Below are 16,926 nucleotides of genomic sequence, written 5' to 3' on the forward strand. Positions count from 1 at the left end.
GCCACCGGCACCGCCGTGTCATGGAACGAGCACAAAGCGACCATCCCCCAATGGTTGGACATGAAGACCGGAATCTCGTGGTTTTGATTTCTCAATTAATCGCAGCCGGGCGGCCGCCGCGGCAACCCGAAAAAGCTGCCATACAGGCATTGCCCACCCGGATCTTAGGGCTCCAGGACGGTGGCGGCGATGAATTCGAGGAGCTCGGAGCTCAGTCCGGGCTCGAAGAGATAGAAATGCCCGCTGGGGTAGACACGCAGGTCGAAGGCGGTGTCGGTGTGCGCGCCCCAGGTCTCCATCTCGCCGCGCGGCGCCCGGCTGTCCGACTCACCGACCAGTGCGGTGATGGGGACGTCGAGGCGCGCGTCGACGGGCATGACGTGCTGCTCCCAGAGCGCGAAGTCGTCCATGACGGGCGGCAGCAGGGCCTCCATCGCGTCCTCGTCCTCGGCGAGTTCCTCGTCGAAGCCGCCGAGCCGCAGCACCTCGGCCCGGAACTCCTCGTCGGAGAGTCCGTGCAGCTGGGGACGGTCGCGGAAGGGTACGGGCGAGGCCTGGCCGGAGAGGAAGAGATGGGCCGGCCGGGGGCCGCCGCGCGCCTGGAGCGCCAGGGCCAGCTCGAAGGCCAGCAGGGCGCCGCAGGAGTGGCCGAAGAAGGAGAACGGGCCGTCCAGCACCGGGCGCAGAGCCTGCGCCAGGGTCCGCACCAGCGGGCCCACCTCGGTGGCGGCGTCCTCCAGGATCCGGTTCTGCCGGCCGGGCAGCTGCACCGCGATCACTTCGATGTCGGCGGGAAGGCCGTGCACCCAGTCGGTGAAGGCGCCCGCGCCGCCGCCGGCCTGGGGGAAGCAGACCAGTTGGTGGCGGTGCCCGGGCCGTCGCGCCCGCCATATGAAGGGGCTTTCGACGACCAGGCCGGCGCTGGTTTCCGTTGCGTTGCTGCGCGCGTGTATGACCATGACCCCTCTGCGGTTTTCGTGAAAGAGGAAAGAGGAAAGCGGGAAACGGAATGCGGAAGGCTCGAACCGGAAGCGGGAGCCGAAAGAGAACCCGGGCCGGGGGCCGGGGCCGGGGAAGATTTCCCGCCCTTTCGCATTGATCGTAGGAGTGGCTCCGGGGCGAGGCAAGGAATGCCCGCACAGCCCTGCCGCACGGGTACTGGTGAGCGATTCCTCCTTGCGTTTTCGGCCACCGTGCCCCGTTCTTTGTGTTCCTGCTGTCCCGTCGACGGGACAGCAGGAACACAAAGAACGGGGCTGCCCGGCCGATTGGCCGGGCAGCCCCGTTCACGTTCCGCGCCGTGCGCCGGAGTGCTAGATCTTCGCCTCGCGGTTGAAGGCCGAGCGGGCCCACAGGTAGCCGAGGACGCTGAGGACGACGCCCCAGCCGAGCGCGAGCCACGCGCTGTTGCCGATCTCCGTGCCCATGAGCAGACCGCGGAGGGTGTCGGTCATCGGGGTGAAGGGCTGGTACTCGGCGAACCAGCGCAGTCCGACCGGCATGGACTCCGGCGGGACGATCGCGCTGCCGAGGAAGGGCAGGAAGGTCAGCGGCATGGGCGCGTTGCTCGCCGCCTCGACGCTGCTGGACCCCAGGCCGATCGCCGCGGAGAGCCAGCTGAGGCCGAAGGCGAGCAGGGCCAGGATGCCGAGGGCGGCGAGCCACTCGACGACGGTGGCGTTGGGCCGGAAGCCCACCAGGAGGGCGACACCGATGACCAGGACCAGGCTGATCATGGTCTGGATGACATTGCCCACCACGTGCCCGGTCAGCACCGAGGAGCGCGAGATCGACATGGTCCGGAAGCGGTTGATGATGCCTTCGGTCATGTCCGTGCAGACGGACACGGCGGTCGAGACGGCGCCGGCCGTGGCCGCCATCAGGAGGATGCCGGGGGCCACGAAGTTGGTGTAGTCGCCGCGGTCGCCCGTACCGCCGCCCGGCAGTTCGATGCCGGCGCCGAGCGCGCCGCCGAAGACGTAGACGAACAGCAGGAGCATCAGGATCGGCATCGCGACGATCGAGATCGTCATCGAGGGGTAGCGCTGGGCGTGCTTGAGGTTGCGGCGCAGCATCGTCATCGAGTCGCGCATCGCGTACGTCGTGCTCATCGGCGGGCCTCCTGCGCCGTGTTGGCGGGGCTGGGAACGGTGGTCGCGTGGTGGCGCGACCCGTCACCGGTGAGGGCGAGGAAGACGTCGTCCAGGTCGGGCGTGTGGACGGTCAGCGCGTCCGCCGTGACACCGGCGCCCTCCAGCAGGTCGAGTACGGCGCGCAGTGCGGGGATGCTGCCGTCGCTCGGGATCTGCAGGGTGAGCTTCTCCTCGTCGCGGGCGCCCTCGTCGAGGCCGAGCCGGCGGGAGGCGGCGTCCAGGCTGAGCAGGTCGGAGAACTGGAGGCGGATGTGCCCGCCGGGGATACGGCGCTTGAGCTCGTCCGCGGTGCCCTCGGCGACGATCTTGCCCTTGTCGAGGACGGCGATCCGGTCGGCGAGCTGGTCGGCCTCCTCCAGGTACTGCGTGGTGAGGAAGATCGTCACGCCCTGGGCGGTGAGCTGCTGGATCAGGTGCCACATGGTGCGGCGGCTGCGCGGGTCGAGGCCGGTGGTCGGCTCGTCGAGGAAGATCAGGCTCGGGTTGCCGACGAGGGTCATCGCCAGGTCCAGCTTGCGGCGCATGCCCCCGGAGAAGGTGGAGGCCATCTTGCCGGCCACCTCGGTGAGTTCGAACTGTCGAAGTAATTCGGCGGTGCGGCGCTTGCCCTCCGCGCGGTCGAGGTGGTGCAGGTCCGCCATGAGGAGCATGTTCTCCTCGGCGGTCAGCAGCCCGTCCACCGCGGCGAACTGGCCGGTGACACCGATCCGGGCGCGGATGGCGTCCGCGCTGCGCTCCAGCGAGTGCCCCACCACGGTCGCCTCGCCACCGTCGGCGGCGATGAGCGTGGAGAGGATCTGGACCGTGGTGGTCTTCCCCGCCCCGTTCGGACCGAGCAGCGCGAAGATCGTGCCCGCCTGCACATGCAGGTCAATCCCGTCGAGTACGAGCTTGTCGCCGTACGACTTGCGCAGGCCGACTGCGCTGATCCCCTTGGGCGGGGCCATCTGTTCGGTCGCGGCACTCATCGTGCCCCCTCCATTTCGTAGCTGTTGCGAGGCAGAGCTCTGACGTCAGGCGCCGTGCGCACGCTGGATGGTGATGTCGCCGAGGCTGGTCCTCGCGTGCACCTTGACGGTCTCCGCGCCCTCTGCGGGGCCTTCCGCGGATCCGAGGGTGCTGTAGACCGTCCCGGACTGGGAGTTGATGTCGAGCCAGGCAGCAGTCCCCTGGCGGATCCCGACTTCGAGGTTGCCGGCTTTAGTCTGGAGCTCGACCGTGCCGCGCGCCACTTCCTCGATGCGTACGTTGCCGTTCGAGCTCTTTGACGTCACGGACCCTTGCGCTCGGCCCACCGTGATGTTTCCATTGGCGACCTTCAGTCGCAGATCGCCCGCCACGTCGTCCAGCCACGTGTTGCCGTTGGAGTTCTTGATGTCGGCGTCGCCGCCGACCGTACGGATCCGCACCTCGCCCGAGCCGGTGGTGACATCGACGTCACCCGCCGCCGTGTCCAGCTGGACGTCCCCGTGCTGCGTCTTGAGCCGCGCCGCGCCGGCCTGGTCCAGCCGGATGTCCCCGGCGCTGGTGCGGACCTCGCACTCGCCCAGCGTCCCCTTGCAGCTGATGTCGCCCATCTCCAGCGTGCCGAGCAGCCGCGACCCCTGGGGCAGCGCGACGTCGACCGTGACCGAACCCCGGGCGGAGAACAGCCCGCGCGCCTTCGGGGTACGGATCGTCAGCGTGCCGTCGGTGAACTCGACCTTGGTCTCCTCGGCGGCGCGGATGTCGTCCTTGTCGCCGGCGGTGCGCGGGTGGATCTCGACCACCGTGTCCGTGCGGTCCGTCGCACTGATCCGGGCGACTCCGACCTCGACGTGGATGGTCGCGGTGATGGGTCCCTTGGTCTCGTAAGAAGGCATGGCTGTCCCGTCCTCGTGAGTCTGGTGATCGCCCCCGCGCCGGGGACGTGAAGGAATGAGCGAGAGTGATCGGCCTCTCGCACGCCGAAACGGTGCCCCGGTGGAGCTAGCTCACCCAGCCCGTGAAGCTCTTGCGCCCGCTGCTCCGCTGGGGCGCCGGCCCGTCACCCTGCCGCCCGCCCCCGGGCTCGAGGGCCCCCGAAACGGCCCTGACGAGCCATGCGTTGAGCGACAGCCCCTCCCGCGCGGCCGCCTGCTCCGCACGCGTCTTGACGTGGCCGGGGAGTCGCAGATTGATCCTGGCGGTACTGCTGTCCTCTCCTTCCGGCACGGCGGGGACGGCGGGCAGGGCGTGCGCCTCGTCGAACCCCTGCGCCACGAAGGGCTCTTCCCTCGGCGGCGCCGTCACGACGAACTCGGGCTCGAGCCCGCGCAACCGCACGTCGACCGAGCCCGGGGCAAGCTCCCGGGTGACCTCACCCATGGCGTCCGACAGGGCGTTCAGCAGGGTGAGTCTGGCTGCCGACTCTAGCGGCGCGGTGATGCGCTCGGCGAGAGCGCGAGCTTCCGCGCCACCCGCTTCCGCGGCCACCGCGAGCTCGTTCCGAAGGCTGGCGACATAGGGCGTGAGGTCCATGTCCCACAGCATGACACACATCTGGCGCCATGGCGAGCCAATCTGGCACCACATGCGCCACCGATCTCAAAACCGCAGGTCAAAGCGTGTGCCACCGCAGCACCACCCTGAGCCAACCCGACACCACCCTCCGACGAACCCGCCCACTGTCCCGCCAACAGGACAGGACGACTTCCGGGCCCCGCGAATGCCGCACCCACCGTCTGAGAAGGAAACGGGAAACCGTATCGATCGCCTTGTCCGTCCGGAAGGGGTTGCCGCACTCTTTCGTGCAGCACCGCTTGATCCGGACGGATGGTCCTGGGAGGTTCCGTGCCCGTGCCGTCCACCACGTTCGGTGAAGAACTGAGGAAGCGACGCCTGCAGGCCGGGTGGAGCCTGACGGAACTGTCCGGTGCCGTGCACTACAGCAAAGCGCAGTTGAGCAAGGTGGAGCGAGGTCTCAAGGCACCCGGCCAGGACCTCGTCCGGCTGTGCGACGCCGCCCTCGGCGCGGACGGAGCACTGACCGCCCTGGTCACGACGAGTTCCGACACCACACCTGCCGAACCGGCACCGAGCGAAGTCAGCGAGGAACACTGGATGCTGGAGTTGTCGCCCGAGGGCCGGAGCTCGTTCCGGCCGCTGAGTCGTCGGAGCCTTCTGGGTGCCGGTACCGCCTCGCTGATGACGTGGCGATCGGATGGCACAGGACCGCTCTCCCCTGCCGCGGGCGCCGGCATGCTGGACGCCTCCCGATCATTGTTCACGCACTACCGGAGGCTCGGCCAGAGCGTGGAACCCGGCCTGCTGCTGCCCGTCCTCATCGCCCAGACGCACACGCTCCGGGAACTGTCCCTGCAAGCCGACGCCCACAACCGCCGGGAGTTACTGGCCCTCGGCTCCCGGTATGCCGAGTACGTCGGCTGGTTGGTCCAGGAAACCGGCAACGACCAGGCAGCCCTCTGGTGGACACAACGCGCGGTCGATCTCGCCGCCGCCGGCGGAGACCGGGCGCTGGCCGGATACGCGCTGGTCCGACGCGCCCTGGTCACGTTGTACCGGGACGACGCCGAGCAGACGATCGCTCTCGCCCGACGCGCACAGGACGTCGGGCTGCCCCACCGGATCCGCGGGCTGGCCGCCCAGCGCGAAGCCCAAGGACATGCCCTCGCGGGCGACCGCGATTCCTGCATGCGCGCCCTCGACCGCGCCCGGGCGCTCCTCGACGATCACGAGGACGGATCCGGCGAGCCGGTCATCGGCACCATGCACCTTCCCGACTCCGTCGGAATGGTCACGGGCTGGTGCCTGGTCGACCTCGGCCGGCCTCGGGAGGCAGCCGAACAACTGGACCGGCAGCTCGCCCTGATCGGCCCCGACGCGGTGCGGACACAGGTGCGCTACGGCGTGCGCCGCGCCCTGGCCTACGCCTCGGACGGTGAGATCGACCATGCATGCGCCCTGACGACCCCCCTGCTCGACGGCGTGGCGGCCGTGCGCTCGGCCACCGTCACGACCGATCTCAGGCGCCTGGCCCGGGCGCTGGCCCGCCATGCGCATCACCCGTCGGTACGCCTCCTGGCCCCTCGGCTCGGCGCGCTCACGCACCTGCCCATTTCCTGAAGGGAATTCCACCGTGGTGGACGTGTTCATCAACTACCGCACAGGCGACGGCGAGAAGACCGCTGCTCTCCTCGACCAGGAACTGAAGCGCCGCTTCGGCGAGGATCGTATCTTCCGCGCCTCGAGGTCCATCGCCCCCGGCGAGGTCTACCCCGACGCGTTGCGGACCGCGCTGCAACGCAGTTCCGTCCTGCTGGCCGTGATCGGCCCGGACTGGGCGAACTTCCGTACCCGGCTGAACGATCCGCAGGACTGGGTGCGCAGGGAGATCGAGGAGGCGCTGGCGCGTGAACTTCCGGTCGTCCCCGTCCTGGACGGCAGGAAGACGGATCGGCTGAAGCAGGCGGACCTGCCGCCCGCACTGGCCCGGCTCGCTGATCTCCAGTCCGTCCCGTTCGACACGCACGACGTCGAGACAGGTCTCCGGCGCATCTGTGGCGTGGTGACCGACATGGTCCCGAGCCTCCGCGACCTGGCCGCGGACGGTACGCCGCCGCCCGTGCCCGGCTCGGTGACCAACTCGATCGGGGACGTGTCGGGAACGGCCGTGCAGAGCCGCGACTTCACGGGGGACGTCGGCGGGACCATCGTGAAGGGCGCGCAGGGACCCGTGCACACGGGTACCGGTTCCATCTACCAGAACTCGCGCCACGTGTCCGGTGACCGCCACTTCTCGGGCAACGGAATGACGTACTTCGAGGGCGACAACCAGGGCGAGGTACGACACCAATTCCGTGAGCCGGATCGGCGCGAGAACGAGGGCCGGTGAGCGTGCACACCAGCACACGGGTCGAGAACCCCCAAGGCACCATGCACACCGGCTCCGGCAACATCAATCTCTATGTCGGCGCCCACACACCGGACCCTGGCCGGCCGGCCTTCCGGCGCATCGCCGATGATCATCTCGCCTGGCTGCGCCGTGTCCTGATCGCTCCCGGCAACATGGGGAACGCCCGTGCCATGCTCGCCGACACCGGCTCCGTGATCCTGGACGGCGCTCCGGGCAGCGGGCGGACATCGGCCGCCCGCGTACTCCTCCGCGAGTACCACCACGACACCGGCGTCTTCAACGAGTTGCTGCCCGGCGAGAGGGACGAGCTCTCCCTCCACGACCCTGCTCTGGTCGAAGCGGGTGACCAGTTGCTGCTGGATCTGTCCGCCGCCGACGGCCCCCGGTGGGCCGCGGCGCAAGCGGGCCTTCCGGCCCTTCGCAAAGCGGTCCACGAACAGCATGCGCACCTGGTGGTGATCATGCCTCACGGCGGCCACCTCGACCCGGACCTCCAGTACTACCGGGTGGAGATCCGGCGGCCTCCGGGTCTGAGCGTCCTACGGCGGCACCTGCGCGAGCACGCCGTACCGTACGAGCAGTACTCCCGCCCCGACGACATCGTCACCGAGTTCCTGCACGAACTCAGGCCCATGCGGGACATCGCGCACTTCGCCGATCTGGTGCGCCGCGCCCACGAGGCCGCCCGGCCCGAAGAGGGCTTCGCGCACTGGTGCACAGCGGCCCGCAACGCACAGAACGACCGGCGCAGCGAGGTGGGCGCACTCGTCACCGGATTGCGCGAGGCCCCCCAGCGGGCCCTGCTGATCACCGTCGCCATGCTGCACGGCGCCCACGCAGACATCATCCACCGCGCGTCCGATCTCCTGCTGAGCACGCTCGGCCCCCCGCCCGACAAAGCCCTGCTGCTCCAGCAGCGGGATCTCGCCGAGCGGCTCAAGGAGATCACTGCCGAGACCACACCGAGTGGACACGTCCGGTTCAAGGAGCTGGACTACGACGCCGCCGTTCGCGCCCACTTCTGGGACCACATGCCCGACCTGCGGCCGCACCTCGGCAGGTGGGCCGCACGCACGGTGGACCTGGCCGATCCTCACCTCACGATGGCTGTCCGGGACGGCCTCGTGGAACGGCTGGCCGGGCAGTACCTGAGGACGGGGCGCGGCGAGGGCCTTGCGTCCTTGGCCGAAGGGTGGAGTTCCGGACCGCCGAGCCGGACGCGATGGGAAGCCGCCGTCCACGCCCTCACGTGCGGGCTCGACGATCCGGCCCAGGGCAGGGGCTTCCGCGAACGGATCTACCAGTGGTGCGCCAACCGGCAGCTCAAGGGGGATTTCGCGCAGGTCCTCGTCCAGGTCTGCGCGGATGTACTCGCCTCCAGCCATCCGGACCAAGCCCTCCTGCGGCTCTACTACCTGGCCGAGCGGCACGGCGACTCCACGCGCGCCCCGGAGGCACTGTGCGATCTGGTCAACAGCAGCCGCCGGCTGCGTCGGCGGCTGCTCGACCGCCTCGCGCGATCGGACCCCGCACCGGCCGACCTTGTCATCTTCCTGCAGAACTGCGCCCCGGAACCTCTGACGGAACCCGCCGGAACCTCTCGGGCCCTGGTGCAGGAGGGCGGCGTGCAGCAGTCCCTGTCGACCTGCTGGCGTGCGGTACTGGCCGGGCTGCCGCGGAAGGCGTGGCAGCCCCACGCGGAACGCTGGTTTCACCACGTGGCCGCCAACCCCGGGGACAGGGCCGAGCTGCTGCTCGACCTGCTCGTCGGCGCGGCCCAGCAGTGCGGCGCCCGGCGGGGCGCGGTCTTCGCGTCGCTCTACGCGAGCGCGCGCGACGCCGAGCGCTCCGCTCCGGGCTACCCCGCGCGCGCATCGGGCACCACCGCACTCCTGCTCAGCAAGATCAGCGCGGCCCAGGCCCTGGGCCCGACCGAACCATCCACCGCTTCGGCCAGGGAGCCTCGATCATGACGACCGGATGCAGGACGACGACCGCCTTCCTCACCGTCCTGTGTGGCTTGCTGCTGACCATCGTCGGCCTCGCCCAGCACTGGCCGGGGTGGGCGTGGGCAACGCTGGCGGTACTCCTTCTCCTCGGCCCGGCCGCGGCTTTCAAAGTCGCCTCGCTGCGCCGCGGTTCCCTGCCGGTCGACTTCGAGGAACAGCTCACGGCCGCCCCGGTGGACCGCAGGGAGCACCACGTCAGCCGGGTCGCCCTGCCGAGCCGTTGGGACGACTACGACTTCGTCTTCTCGGCGACCGTCCGCTGGTACCTCGTGGAAGCCCCCGGGAACGACCCCGTACTCAACCCTGCGGGCCTTGCCGTCGAGGCAGTGCTCGACCGTGCCCGCGCCGTCACCGAGCAGCGGGAGCCGAGCCGGGCCTCACTCGTCCAGCACGAACTCAGCGGCGCCTTGAGCACCATGCGCCCGGACCCCACGGGCCACCTCCATGCCATGGCGGAGGACGTCACCCTCACGTTGGCCCAGCACGACCAGGAGCGGCTCGACAAGCTCGCCGAGGTACGCAAGGACAAGGCGGTCTGGGAGCACCAGCGCAAGTACGAACAGAGCAAGCGCCAGTACCTGGGCGAGGACGTCCTGAAGGACACCGGCAGCGCGGTGGTCTGGTGGCTCGCGAAGAACGACGAACACGTGGAACGGACGGTGGCAGACCTGGGCCTACTCGCCCAGCTCACCTCCGCGGCCAATGACACCGACGTCCCCGAACGGCTCCGGGAACTCGTGTGGCAGCAGCCCGACGAGCCGGCCGACGCCGTCCTCCTGACCGAACCCGAGCCTCCCGCCGAACCGAGGCACACCGCTGCGGACCATCTCGCGGGCTTCTTCGACGCCATGGGATTCACCGGGGAGGACGACCGGCGGACCATGCTGGCCGCCATGATCTCCGAACTCGTCAAGGGGCAGGACCGCCCCGAGACGGCCGAGCACCTGCTCCGCCGATTCGCCCCACCGGCGGCGTACACGAGCAACGGCTCCGACCGAGGAGAAGACGATGGACAGCGAACTGACCACTCTGGCGGCGTCGGGAGCAACGACGCTGCTCGCCCTCATGGTGACGGACTCCTGGAGGCACGCCCGTGACCTCGTCGCACGCCGCCTCGCACGCACCCCCACGGGCCGCGCCACGATCGCCGACCTGGACACCGCCCGGGCCCGACTCCTCTCCGCGGACACCGCACAGGAGGGGCAGACCGCCCTGGACATCGCCGTTCACCTTCGCCGAGCGGTCAACTCCGGAGCCCTCACCGCCGACGACCTGCGCGCCCTCTCGATGACCTTGGAGCAACTCGCCGCGCCCTCACCAAGGCACCCGATCACCGTGCACAACGAGATCACCGGCGGCACCCAACACGGCCCCGTCATCCAGTCGGGCCGAATCACCAACCTGACCGTCGACGTCCCGCCCCCACTGCTGCCGTGACCCAGCAGCTCCCCGAGGCCGGAAGACCGACACCTCAGGCGTCGTCGCGGACCGGCTCCAGGATCGCCACGCACTCCACGTGGTGGGTCATCGGGAAGAGGTCGAAGACGCGCAGGGTGCGGACCTTGTAGCCGTTTTCCTTGAAGTAGCCGAGGTCGCGGGCCAGGGCCGCCGGGTCGCATGCCACGTACGCGATGCGGCGCGCCGAGAGGCCCGTGATGTGGCGGACCGTCTGCTTGCCCGCGCCCGCGCGCGGGGGGTCCAGGACGACCAGGTCGCACTCCGTGATCCCCGTCTTCGGGAGGATCTGCTCGACCTTGCCCTGCTCGATGCGGACCCGCGGGAAGTCCGCCAGGTTGTGGCGGGCGTCCTCCACCGCGCGCTTCGTCGACTCGATGCCGAGGACGGCACCGGTCTCGCCCAGGCGTTCGGCCAGGGCGCCCGCGAAGATGCCGACGCCGCAGTAGAGGTCGAGGGCCATCTCGCCCTTGCGCGGCATCAGGCCCTGCATGACGGCCTTGATCAGGGTGTCCGCGGCCTGCGGGTGGACCTGCCAGAAGCCGCCCATGCCCACGCGGTACGTACGGCCGTCCGCGCGCTCCCGTACGAAGGGGCGGCCGTGGACGCGGTGGACGCCGCCGTCCTTCTCCTCCACGCGCAGGACGGAGACCGGCTTGTCCAGCTCGACGAGGGGGAGACGGCCGCCGGGGCGGGGGGTGAGGACGACCTGGCGGTCCTGGGAGCCGGTCGCCGCGATCGCCTCGACCGTGGCCATCTGGGGCCAGTCCTGCTTCTCGATGCCGAGCTCCGAGACGCCCGGGGCGGCGATCATGCAGTGCTCGATGGCCTCGATCTCGTGCGAGCGGTGGCGGCGCAGGCCGACGGTGCCGTCCTCGTCGATGGCGAACTGCACGCGGGTGCGCCACTGCGGCACCTGCCCGGCCGGCAGCTTGTCGCCCTCGGCGGGCATCACGGTGCCGTCCCAGCCGGCCTCCTCCGGGGTGAGGCCGGCGAGCCGCTTCAGCTGCTCGGCGACGACCTCGCCCTTGAGCCGGCGCTGGGCGCCCGGCTTCGCGTGCTGCCAGTCGCAGCCGCCGCACTTGCCGGGGCCGGAGTACGGGCAGGGGGCCGGGGTGCGGTCCTTGGAGGCGTCGAGCACGGTGATCGCGTCGGCGCGCAGGTAGCGGGAGTCCACGTCGCCCTCGGTGACCTTGGCGACGACCTTCTCACCGGGCAGGGTGTGGCGGACGAACAGGACGCGACCGTCCTCGGTCCGGGCGATGCAGTGGCCACCGTGTGCGACGGGGCCGACCTCGACCTCGTACTCCTCCCCGACCAGTGACTGCTTCTCGTTCTGCTCGACGCTCGTCATGGTGGGGAGACTCCAAAAACTGAAACAACGGAAAACGGCCGGACGACCGACCCACCAGTTTACGTGGATCTCGTCCGGCCGTTCACCAACCTGCTCAGCCCTTGGCGGTGGGCTCCTTCGGCGGCTTCGGCGGCCTCGGCGGCCGCGGCGTGTCCACCGGGCCCCGGCGCACCGCACCCGGGGCGTTCCATTCCTGGCGCTTCTTCGCCCGCCGCTTGGCGAGCTCCGAGGACTCCAGCTGGTAGGGCACCGAGGTGACCATCACACCGGGGGTGAAGAGCAGTCGGCCCTTGAGGCGCAGCGCGCTCTGGTTGTGCAGGAGGTGTTCGTACCAGCGGCCGACGACGTACTCGGGGATGTAGACGCTGACCGCGTCGCGCGGGTTCTCGCTGCGCAGCCCCTTGACGTACTCCACCACCGGGCGGGTGATCTCCCGGTACGGCGAGTCGAGGATCTTGAGCGGGACGTTGATCCCGCGCCGGTCCCACTCCTCGCGCAGCGCCTTGGTCTCGGCCGTGTCCACGCTGATGCTGAGCGCCTCCAGGGTGTCCGAGCGGGTCAGCTTGGCGAACGCCAGGGCGCGCAGCGTGGGCTTGTGGACCTTGGAGACCAGGACGATCGAGTGGACCCGGGAGGGCCGCACGCTGTCGTCGCTGGGGCCCTCGGCGGCGGCGATCTCGGCGGAGACGCGGTCGTAGTGCTTGCGGATCGCGCTCATGGTGCCGTAGAAGATCAGCATGCCGAGCAGGGCCACCCACGCACCGTGGGTGAACTTGGTGGCGAGGACGATGACCAGCACCATGCCGGTGAAGAAGGCGCCGAAGGCGTTGATCGCCCGGGAGCGGTGCATCCGGCGGCGGGCGGCGGCGTCGCGCTCCGTCTTCAGGTGGCGGTTCCAGTGCCGGACCATGCCGATCTGGCTCAGCGTGAAGGAGACGAACACGCCGACGATGTAGAGCTGGATCAGCTTGGTCGAGTCCGCGTCGTAGATCCAGACGAGCAGGATGGCCGCGCCGGCGAGGAGCACGATGCCGTTGGAGAAGGCGAGCCGGTCGCCGCGGGTGTGCAGCTGGCGCGGCAGGTAGCGGTCCTGCGCGAGGATCGAACCGAGCAGCGGGAAGCCGTTGTAGGCGGTGTTCGCCGCCAGGAAGAGCACGAGCGCGGTGGCCGCGGCCAGCAGGATGAAGAGGAAGCTGCCGTCACCGAAGACGGCCTCGGCCACCTGCGAGATCACCGGGTTCTGGATGTATTCGGGGCCGACCGGGACGCCGTTCGCCAGCAGGTCCTCGGCGGGGTTCTCGGCCATCCGCACGTCGCTGGCCATGGCCAGGCCGATGATCCCGCAGAACATGGTGACCGCCAGGCCGCCCATGTAGGCGAGGGTGGACGCGGCGTTCTTGCTCTTCGGCTTGCGGAAGGCGGGTACGCCGTTGCTGATGGCCTCGACGCCGGTCAGGGCCGCACAGCCGGACGAGAAGGCCCTCAGCAGCAGGAAGACCATCGCGAAGCCGGCCAGCCCCTGTTGCTCGGGTTTGATCTCGAGGTCGGCGGTCGGCGCCGACAGGGTCTCGCCGAGGACGATGCCCTTCCAGGCACCCCAGCCGATCATGACGAATACGGCGGCGACGAAGACATAGGTCGGGATCGCGAAGAGCTTGCCGGATTCCTTCACACCGCGCAGGTTCATCAGCGTGAGCAGAAGGATCATGACGGTCGCCGAGAGCACCTTGTGCTCGATGACGAAATGCACCGCGGAGCCGAGGTTCTCGACTCCGGAGGAGATCGAGACGGCGACGGTCAGGACGTAGTCGACGAGGAGGGCGCTGGCCACGGTCAGGCCGGCTCTGGGTCCGAGGTTGGTGTTGGCGACCTCGTAGTCGCCGCCGCCGCTCGGATAGGCGTGGACGTTCTGGCGGTAGGACGCCACGACGGTGAACATCAGCACGACGACCGCGAGTGCGATCCAGGGGCTGTACTGGTACGCCGACACGCCCGCGATCGACAGGACCAGCAGGACCTCGCCAGGGGCATATGCCACGGACGACAGCGGGTCGGAGGCGAAGACGGGAAGGGCGATCCGCTTGGGAAGGAGTGTTTCTCCGAGGCGGTCGCTGCGTAGCGCCCGGCCGATCAGGATCCGTTTGGGCACGTCGGTCAGTTTGGACACGCAGAGGATCGTAAGCGTTCGAAATCAGCCTGACGAACCCCCCACCCCCTCATACCGCAATCCCGCCGCAATTCCTCCCCGGCGGCACCACGACTGCGGCGCAAGAGACCCCACCGGTGACCGCCCGTGTGTAGCTTGGGCCATGGTCTGAGACCCTGTTAAACCAGAGCATGCAATGAGGCTGGGAACCAGCGAGTCGCTGACAGCCGGAAGGACGGCCGTGCACATCGTCATCATGGGTTGCGGAAGGGTGGGCTCCGCCCTCGCGCAAACCCTGGAACAGCAGGGGCATACGGTCGCCGTCGTCGACCAGGACCCCACCGCATTCCGCCGGCTCGGCGCCGGATTCGGCGGCCGCCGCGTCACCGGTGTCGGCTTCGACCAGGACACCCTGCGGGAGGCGGGAATCGAGGACGCGGGCGCCTTCGCCGCCGTCAGCAGTGGTGACAATTCCAACATCATCGCCGCCCGCGTGGCCCGTGAGATGTTCGGCGTCGAGAACGTCGCCGCCCGCATCTACGACCCCAAGCGCGCCGAGGTCTACCAGCGCCTCGGCATCCCCACCGTCGCCACCGTGCGCTGGACCGCCGACCAGATGCTGCGCCGGCTGCTGCCCTCGGGTGCCGAGCCGCTGTGGCGCGACCCGAGCGGTGGGGTGCAGCTCGCCGAGGTGCACACCTCCGCCGCGTGGATCGGCCACAAGGTCAGCAAGCTCCAGGAGGAGACGGGCGTCCGCGTGGCGTTCCTCACCCGCCTGGGCGAGGCGATGCTGCCCACGTCGGCAACGGTCCTTCAGGAGGGCGACCTCGTCCACGTGATGATGCGCACGGACGAGATCGACAAGGTCGAGGCGGCATTCGCCGAGGGCCCCGAGGAGGCACACGCATGAGGGTCGCGATCGCCGGGGCAGGCGCGGTGGGTCGCTCCATCGCGGGCGAACTGCTGGAGAACGGCCACGAGGTGCTCCTCGTCGACAAGGCCCCGACCGCCATCTCGGTGGAGCGGGTACCGCAGGCCGAGTGGCTGCTGGCCGACGCCTGCGAGATCACCTCGCTGGACGAGGCCGCGCTCCAGCGCTGCAACGTGGTCATCGCGGCCACCGGCGACGACAAGGTGAACCTGGTCGTCTCGCTGCTGGCCAAGACCGAGTACGGGGTCCCGCGCGTGGTGGCCCGCGTCAACAACCCGAAGAACGAGTGGCTCTTCAACGAGTCCTGGGGCGTCGACGTCGCGGTCTCCACGCCGCGCCTGATGTCGGCCCTGGTCGAGGAGGCCGTCAGCGTCGGCGACCTGGTGCGGCTGCTGCGCTTCAGCCACGGCGACGCCAACCTCGTCGAGCTGACCCTGCCGCCGGACTCCTCGGTCGCGGGTACCCAGATCGGCGACATCAGCTGGCCCGAGGACACCTCGCTGGTCACGATCATCCGGGGCAACCGGGTCCTCACCCCGCACGGGGAGGAGACCCTGGAGCCGGGCGACGAACTGCTCTTCGTGGCCGCCCAGGCCCGCGAGGAGCAGCTGGAGGTCCTCCTCCAGGCCCGCCGGTAGCCCTGCGGGCCCGCTCGACGTCGAAGGGGGCGCGCCCTGCGGGGCGCGCCCCCTCCGTGCTTCCCGCCGCCGGTGACACGGCGCGCCGGCCCCGGCAACCCGCGGGCCCGGCAGCACGGGAAAGGGGCGGGACCGGCCTCCTGGCCGGTCCCGCCCCTTTCGTCAGCTGTGGGCCGTCAGGCCTTCGGCCCCTTGGCGGCGGCCTCCGCGGCCTCCTTGGCCTCCCACTCCGCGATCACGTCGATCGGCGGCGGCGCCTTGGCCAGGAAGACCCAGGTGAAGTACACCGCGAGCACCATCGGCGGGAGCTTCAGGGCGATGAGCACCCAGCCCAGCTGCGTCGCGTCACCCCACCAGTACAGCGGGAAGAGGATCGCGTACTTGGCGAGGAAGATCAGGCCCCAGGCCAGGCTGGCCTTGACGTACGCCTTCTTGCGCCCGGGGTTGCGGGTGCGCCAGGACAGGTTCTCCTTGAACACCGGGCCGAGGATCACGCCCAGCAGCGGGAAGCCCACCAGCGCCGAGAGCGTGAAGGCCACGCCGAGGCCGACTCCGTAGATCATGCCCGGCAGGTAGAAGCCCTTCGCGCTGCCCGTGAACAGGGCGAAGGCCACGCCCACGCCCACCCCGAACACCCCGCTGAAGGCGTGCTTGACGGTGTCCTTGCGCAGCAGCCGCACGATCACCAGCAGGACCGCGACCGCGCCCGCCGCGATGGCGGACCACTTCACGTCCTTGTTGATCGTGTAGATCATGACGAAGAGCAGCCCGGGCAGCATCGTCTCCACGGTGCCCCGGACACCGCCGAAGGCATCGAAGAGCGCCGCCTGGGTCACGGCCTTCTGGTCCTCGGACGGCGCGGCGGCATGGCGCGGCCCCGTCGGTTCCGGGGTGGTCGGTTTGTCGAGTGACGTCACCGGTCAGTGCTCCTGTCCGAGCGGGCGGAGTTCGTACTTCGGGTTGAAGAGCACCCGACGGCCGTGGGTCATGGAGATGCGCCCCGAGGCAATCATGCGTCGGCCGGGCTCGATTCCCACGATCGAGCGACGCCCAAGCCAGACCACGTCGAGCGCGGCCGAGCCGTCGAAGAGCTCGGCCTCCAGGGCGGGTACGCCCGCACGCGGCCGCAGGGTGACCGTACGCAGGGTCCCGGTCACCTTGACTATCTGACGGTCGTGGCAGTCGCAGATCCGCGTGCACCCCGCGGCTTCTGCGTCCTCCTGCAGCTCCGCCGAATGCAGCTCCTCCTGGGAGGTGGACAGCCGCTCAATCATCCGGCGGAACCGGCCCGCAGGCCTGGCCGGCTTCGCGGGCTTCTCGGGACGCGGTTCAGCACTCATACAGGA

General features: G+C 69.8%; 16 protein-coding genes. 7 read left to right on the forward strand and 9 right to left on the reverse strand.

The genetic code is table 11. From position 1 onward, the window contains the following. Positions 1-164: 164 nt before the first annotated feature. The 5 genes from B6R96_RS09155 to B6R96_RS09175 form a co-directional block, all read right to left on the reverse strand. Positions 165-959, reverse strand: coding sequence for a thioesterase II family protein (locus tag B6R96_RS09155; protein ID WP_081522221.1), 795 nt, complete (start codon positions 957-959; stop codon positions 165-167). A gap of 354 nt (positions 960-1,313) precedes the next feature. Further along, positions 1,314-2,111 (reverse strand): ABC transporter permease, encoded by a 798-nt coding sequence (locus tag B6R96_RS09160; RefSeq protein WP_030385726.1) that lies wholly within the window; start codon positions 2,109-2,111, stop codon positions 1,314-1,316. Further along, complete coding sequence (locus B6R96_RS09165; RefSeq protein ID WP_053173421.1) at positions 2,108-3,121, reverse strand: ATP-binding cassette domain-containing protein; 1,014 nt, start codon at positions 3,119-3,121, stop codon at positions 2,108-2,110. Before B6R96_RS09165 ends, B6R96_RS09160 begins: the two co-directional genes overlap by 4 nt. Before the next feature lie 45 nt (positions 3,122-3,166). Next, complete coding sequence (locus B6R96_RS09170; RefSeq protein WP_030385724.1) at positions 3,167-4,015, reverse strand: DUF4097 family beta strand repeat-containing protein; 849 nt, start codon at positions 4,013-4,015, stop codon at positions 3,167-3,169. A gap of 106 nt (positions 4,016-4,121) precedes the next feature. Beyond that, entirely contained in the window at positions 4,122-4,652 is a 531-nt protein-coding gene (locus B6R96_RS09175) for a toxin-antitoxin system HicB family antitoxin (protein ID WP_053173459.1), read from the reverse strand. Positions 4,653-4,964: 312 nt separating this feature from the next. Between B6R96_RS09175 and B6R96_RS09180 the strand changes: the two genes are divergently transcribed. From B6R96_RS09180 to B6R96_RS09205, 5 genes are read left to right on the forward strand one after another with little or no spacing between them, the layout of a single operon-like run. After that, a complete protein-coding gene (locus B6R96_RS09180; protein WP_203351610.1) occupies positions 4,965-6,257 on the forward strand; it encodes a helix-turn-helix domain-containing protein in 1,293 nt (430 codons plus the stop codon). A gap of 13 nt (positions 6,258-6,270) precedes the next feature. Continuing rightward, the gene (locus tag B6R96_RS09185; RefSeq protein WP_081522223.1) at positions 6,271-7,026 is read left to right on the forward strand and encodes a toll/interleukin-1 receptor domain-containing protein; all 756 of its coding nucleotides are present in this window, start codon (positions 6,271-6,273) and stop codon (positions 7,024-7,026) included. Between the two features lie 2 nt (positions 7,027-7,028). After that, positions 7,029-9,020: a hypothetical protein gene (locus tag B6R96_RS09190; RefSeq protein WP_237291386.1), complete on the forward strand. Its 1,992-nt coding sequence runs from the start codon at positions 7,029-7,031 to the stop codon at positions 9,018-9,020. Further along, positions 9,017-10,153 (forward strand): hypothetical protein, encoded by a 1,137-nt coding sequence (locus B6R96_RS38030; RefSeq protein ID WP_237291387.1) that lies wholly within the window; start codon positions 9,017-9,019, stop codon positions 10,151-10,153. The genes B6R96_RS09190 and B6R96_RS38030 overlap by 4 nt, the downstream gene beginning before the upstream one ends. Continuing rightward, positions 10,065-10,493, forward strand: a complete 429-nt coding sequence (locus B6R96_RS09205; RefSeq protein ID WP_081525040.1) for a hypothetical protein — start codon at positions 10,065-10,067, stop codon at positions 10,491-10,493. The genes B6R96_RS38030 and B6R96_RS09205 overlap by 89 nt, the downstream gene beginning before the upstream one ends. 34 nt (positions 10,494-10,527) lie before the next feature. Here the strand turns inward: B6R96_RS09205 and B6R96_RS09210 are convergent, their stop codons facing one another. Continuing rightward, positions 10,528-11,865 carry a class I SAM-dependent RNA methyltransferase gene (locus tag B6R96_RS09210; protein ID WP_081522225.1) on the reverse strand — a complete coding sequence of 446 codons (1,338 nt, stop codon included), beginning with the start codon at positions 11,863-11,865 and terminating at the stop codon, positions 10,528-10,530. 94 nt (positions 11,866-11,959) lie between these two features. Next, complete coding sequence (locus B6R96_RS09215) at positions 11,960-14,032, reverse strand: APC family permease (protein WP_081522226.1); 2,073 nt, start codon at positions 14,030-14,032, stop codon at positions 11,960-11,962. Positions 14,033-14,252: 220 nt separating this feature from the next. Between B6R96_RS09215 and B6R96_RS09220 the strand changes: the two genes are divergently transcribed. Further along, on the forward strand, positions 14,253-14,921 hold the full coding sequence (locus B6R96_RS09220) for a potassium channel family protein (protein WP_030385679.1): 669 nt from the start codon (positions 14,253-14,255) through the stop codon (positions 14,919-14,921). Beyond that, positions 14,918-15,580, forward strand: coding sequence for a potassium channel family protein (locus tag B6R96_RS09225; protein ID WP_030385678.1), 663 nt, complete (start codon positions 14,918-14,920; stop codon positions 15,578-15,580). The genes B6R96_RS09220 and B6R96_RS09225 overlap by 4 nt, the downstream gene beginning before the upstream one ends. A 176-nt stretch (positions 15,581-15,756) precedes the next feature. Here B6R96_RS09225 and B6R96_RS09230 read toward each other — a convergent pair whose 3' ends face one another. Together B6R96_RS09230 and B6R96_RS09235 are read right to left on the reverse strand one after the other, a co-directional pair. Continuing rightward, positions 15,757-16,497, reverse strand: a complete 741-nt coding sequence (locus B6R96_RS09230) for a DUF3159 domain-containing protein (RefSeq protein ID WP_030385677.1) — start codon at positions 16,495-16,497, stop codon at positions 15,757-15,759. A 3-nt stretch (positions 16,498-16,500) separates the two neighbouring features. Continuing rightward, complete coding sequence (locus tag B6R96_RS09235) at positions 16,501-16,920, reverse strand: OB-fold nucleic acid binding domain-containing protein (RefSeq protein WP_078626234.1); 420 nt, start codon at positions 16,918-16,920, stop codon at positions 16,501-16,503. Positions 16,921-16,926: the final 6 nt, after the last annotated feature.

Source organism: Streptomyces sp. Sge12 (genome assembly GCF_002080455.1).
In the GTDB taxonomy this organism is placed as follows: domain Bacteria; phylum Actinomycetota; class Actinomycetes; order Streptomycetales; family Streptomycetaceae; genus Streptomyces.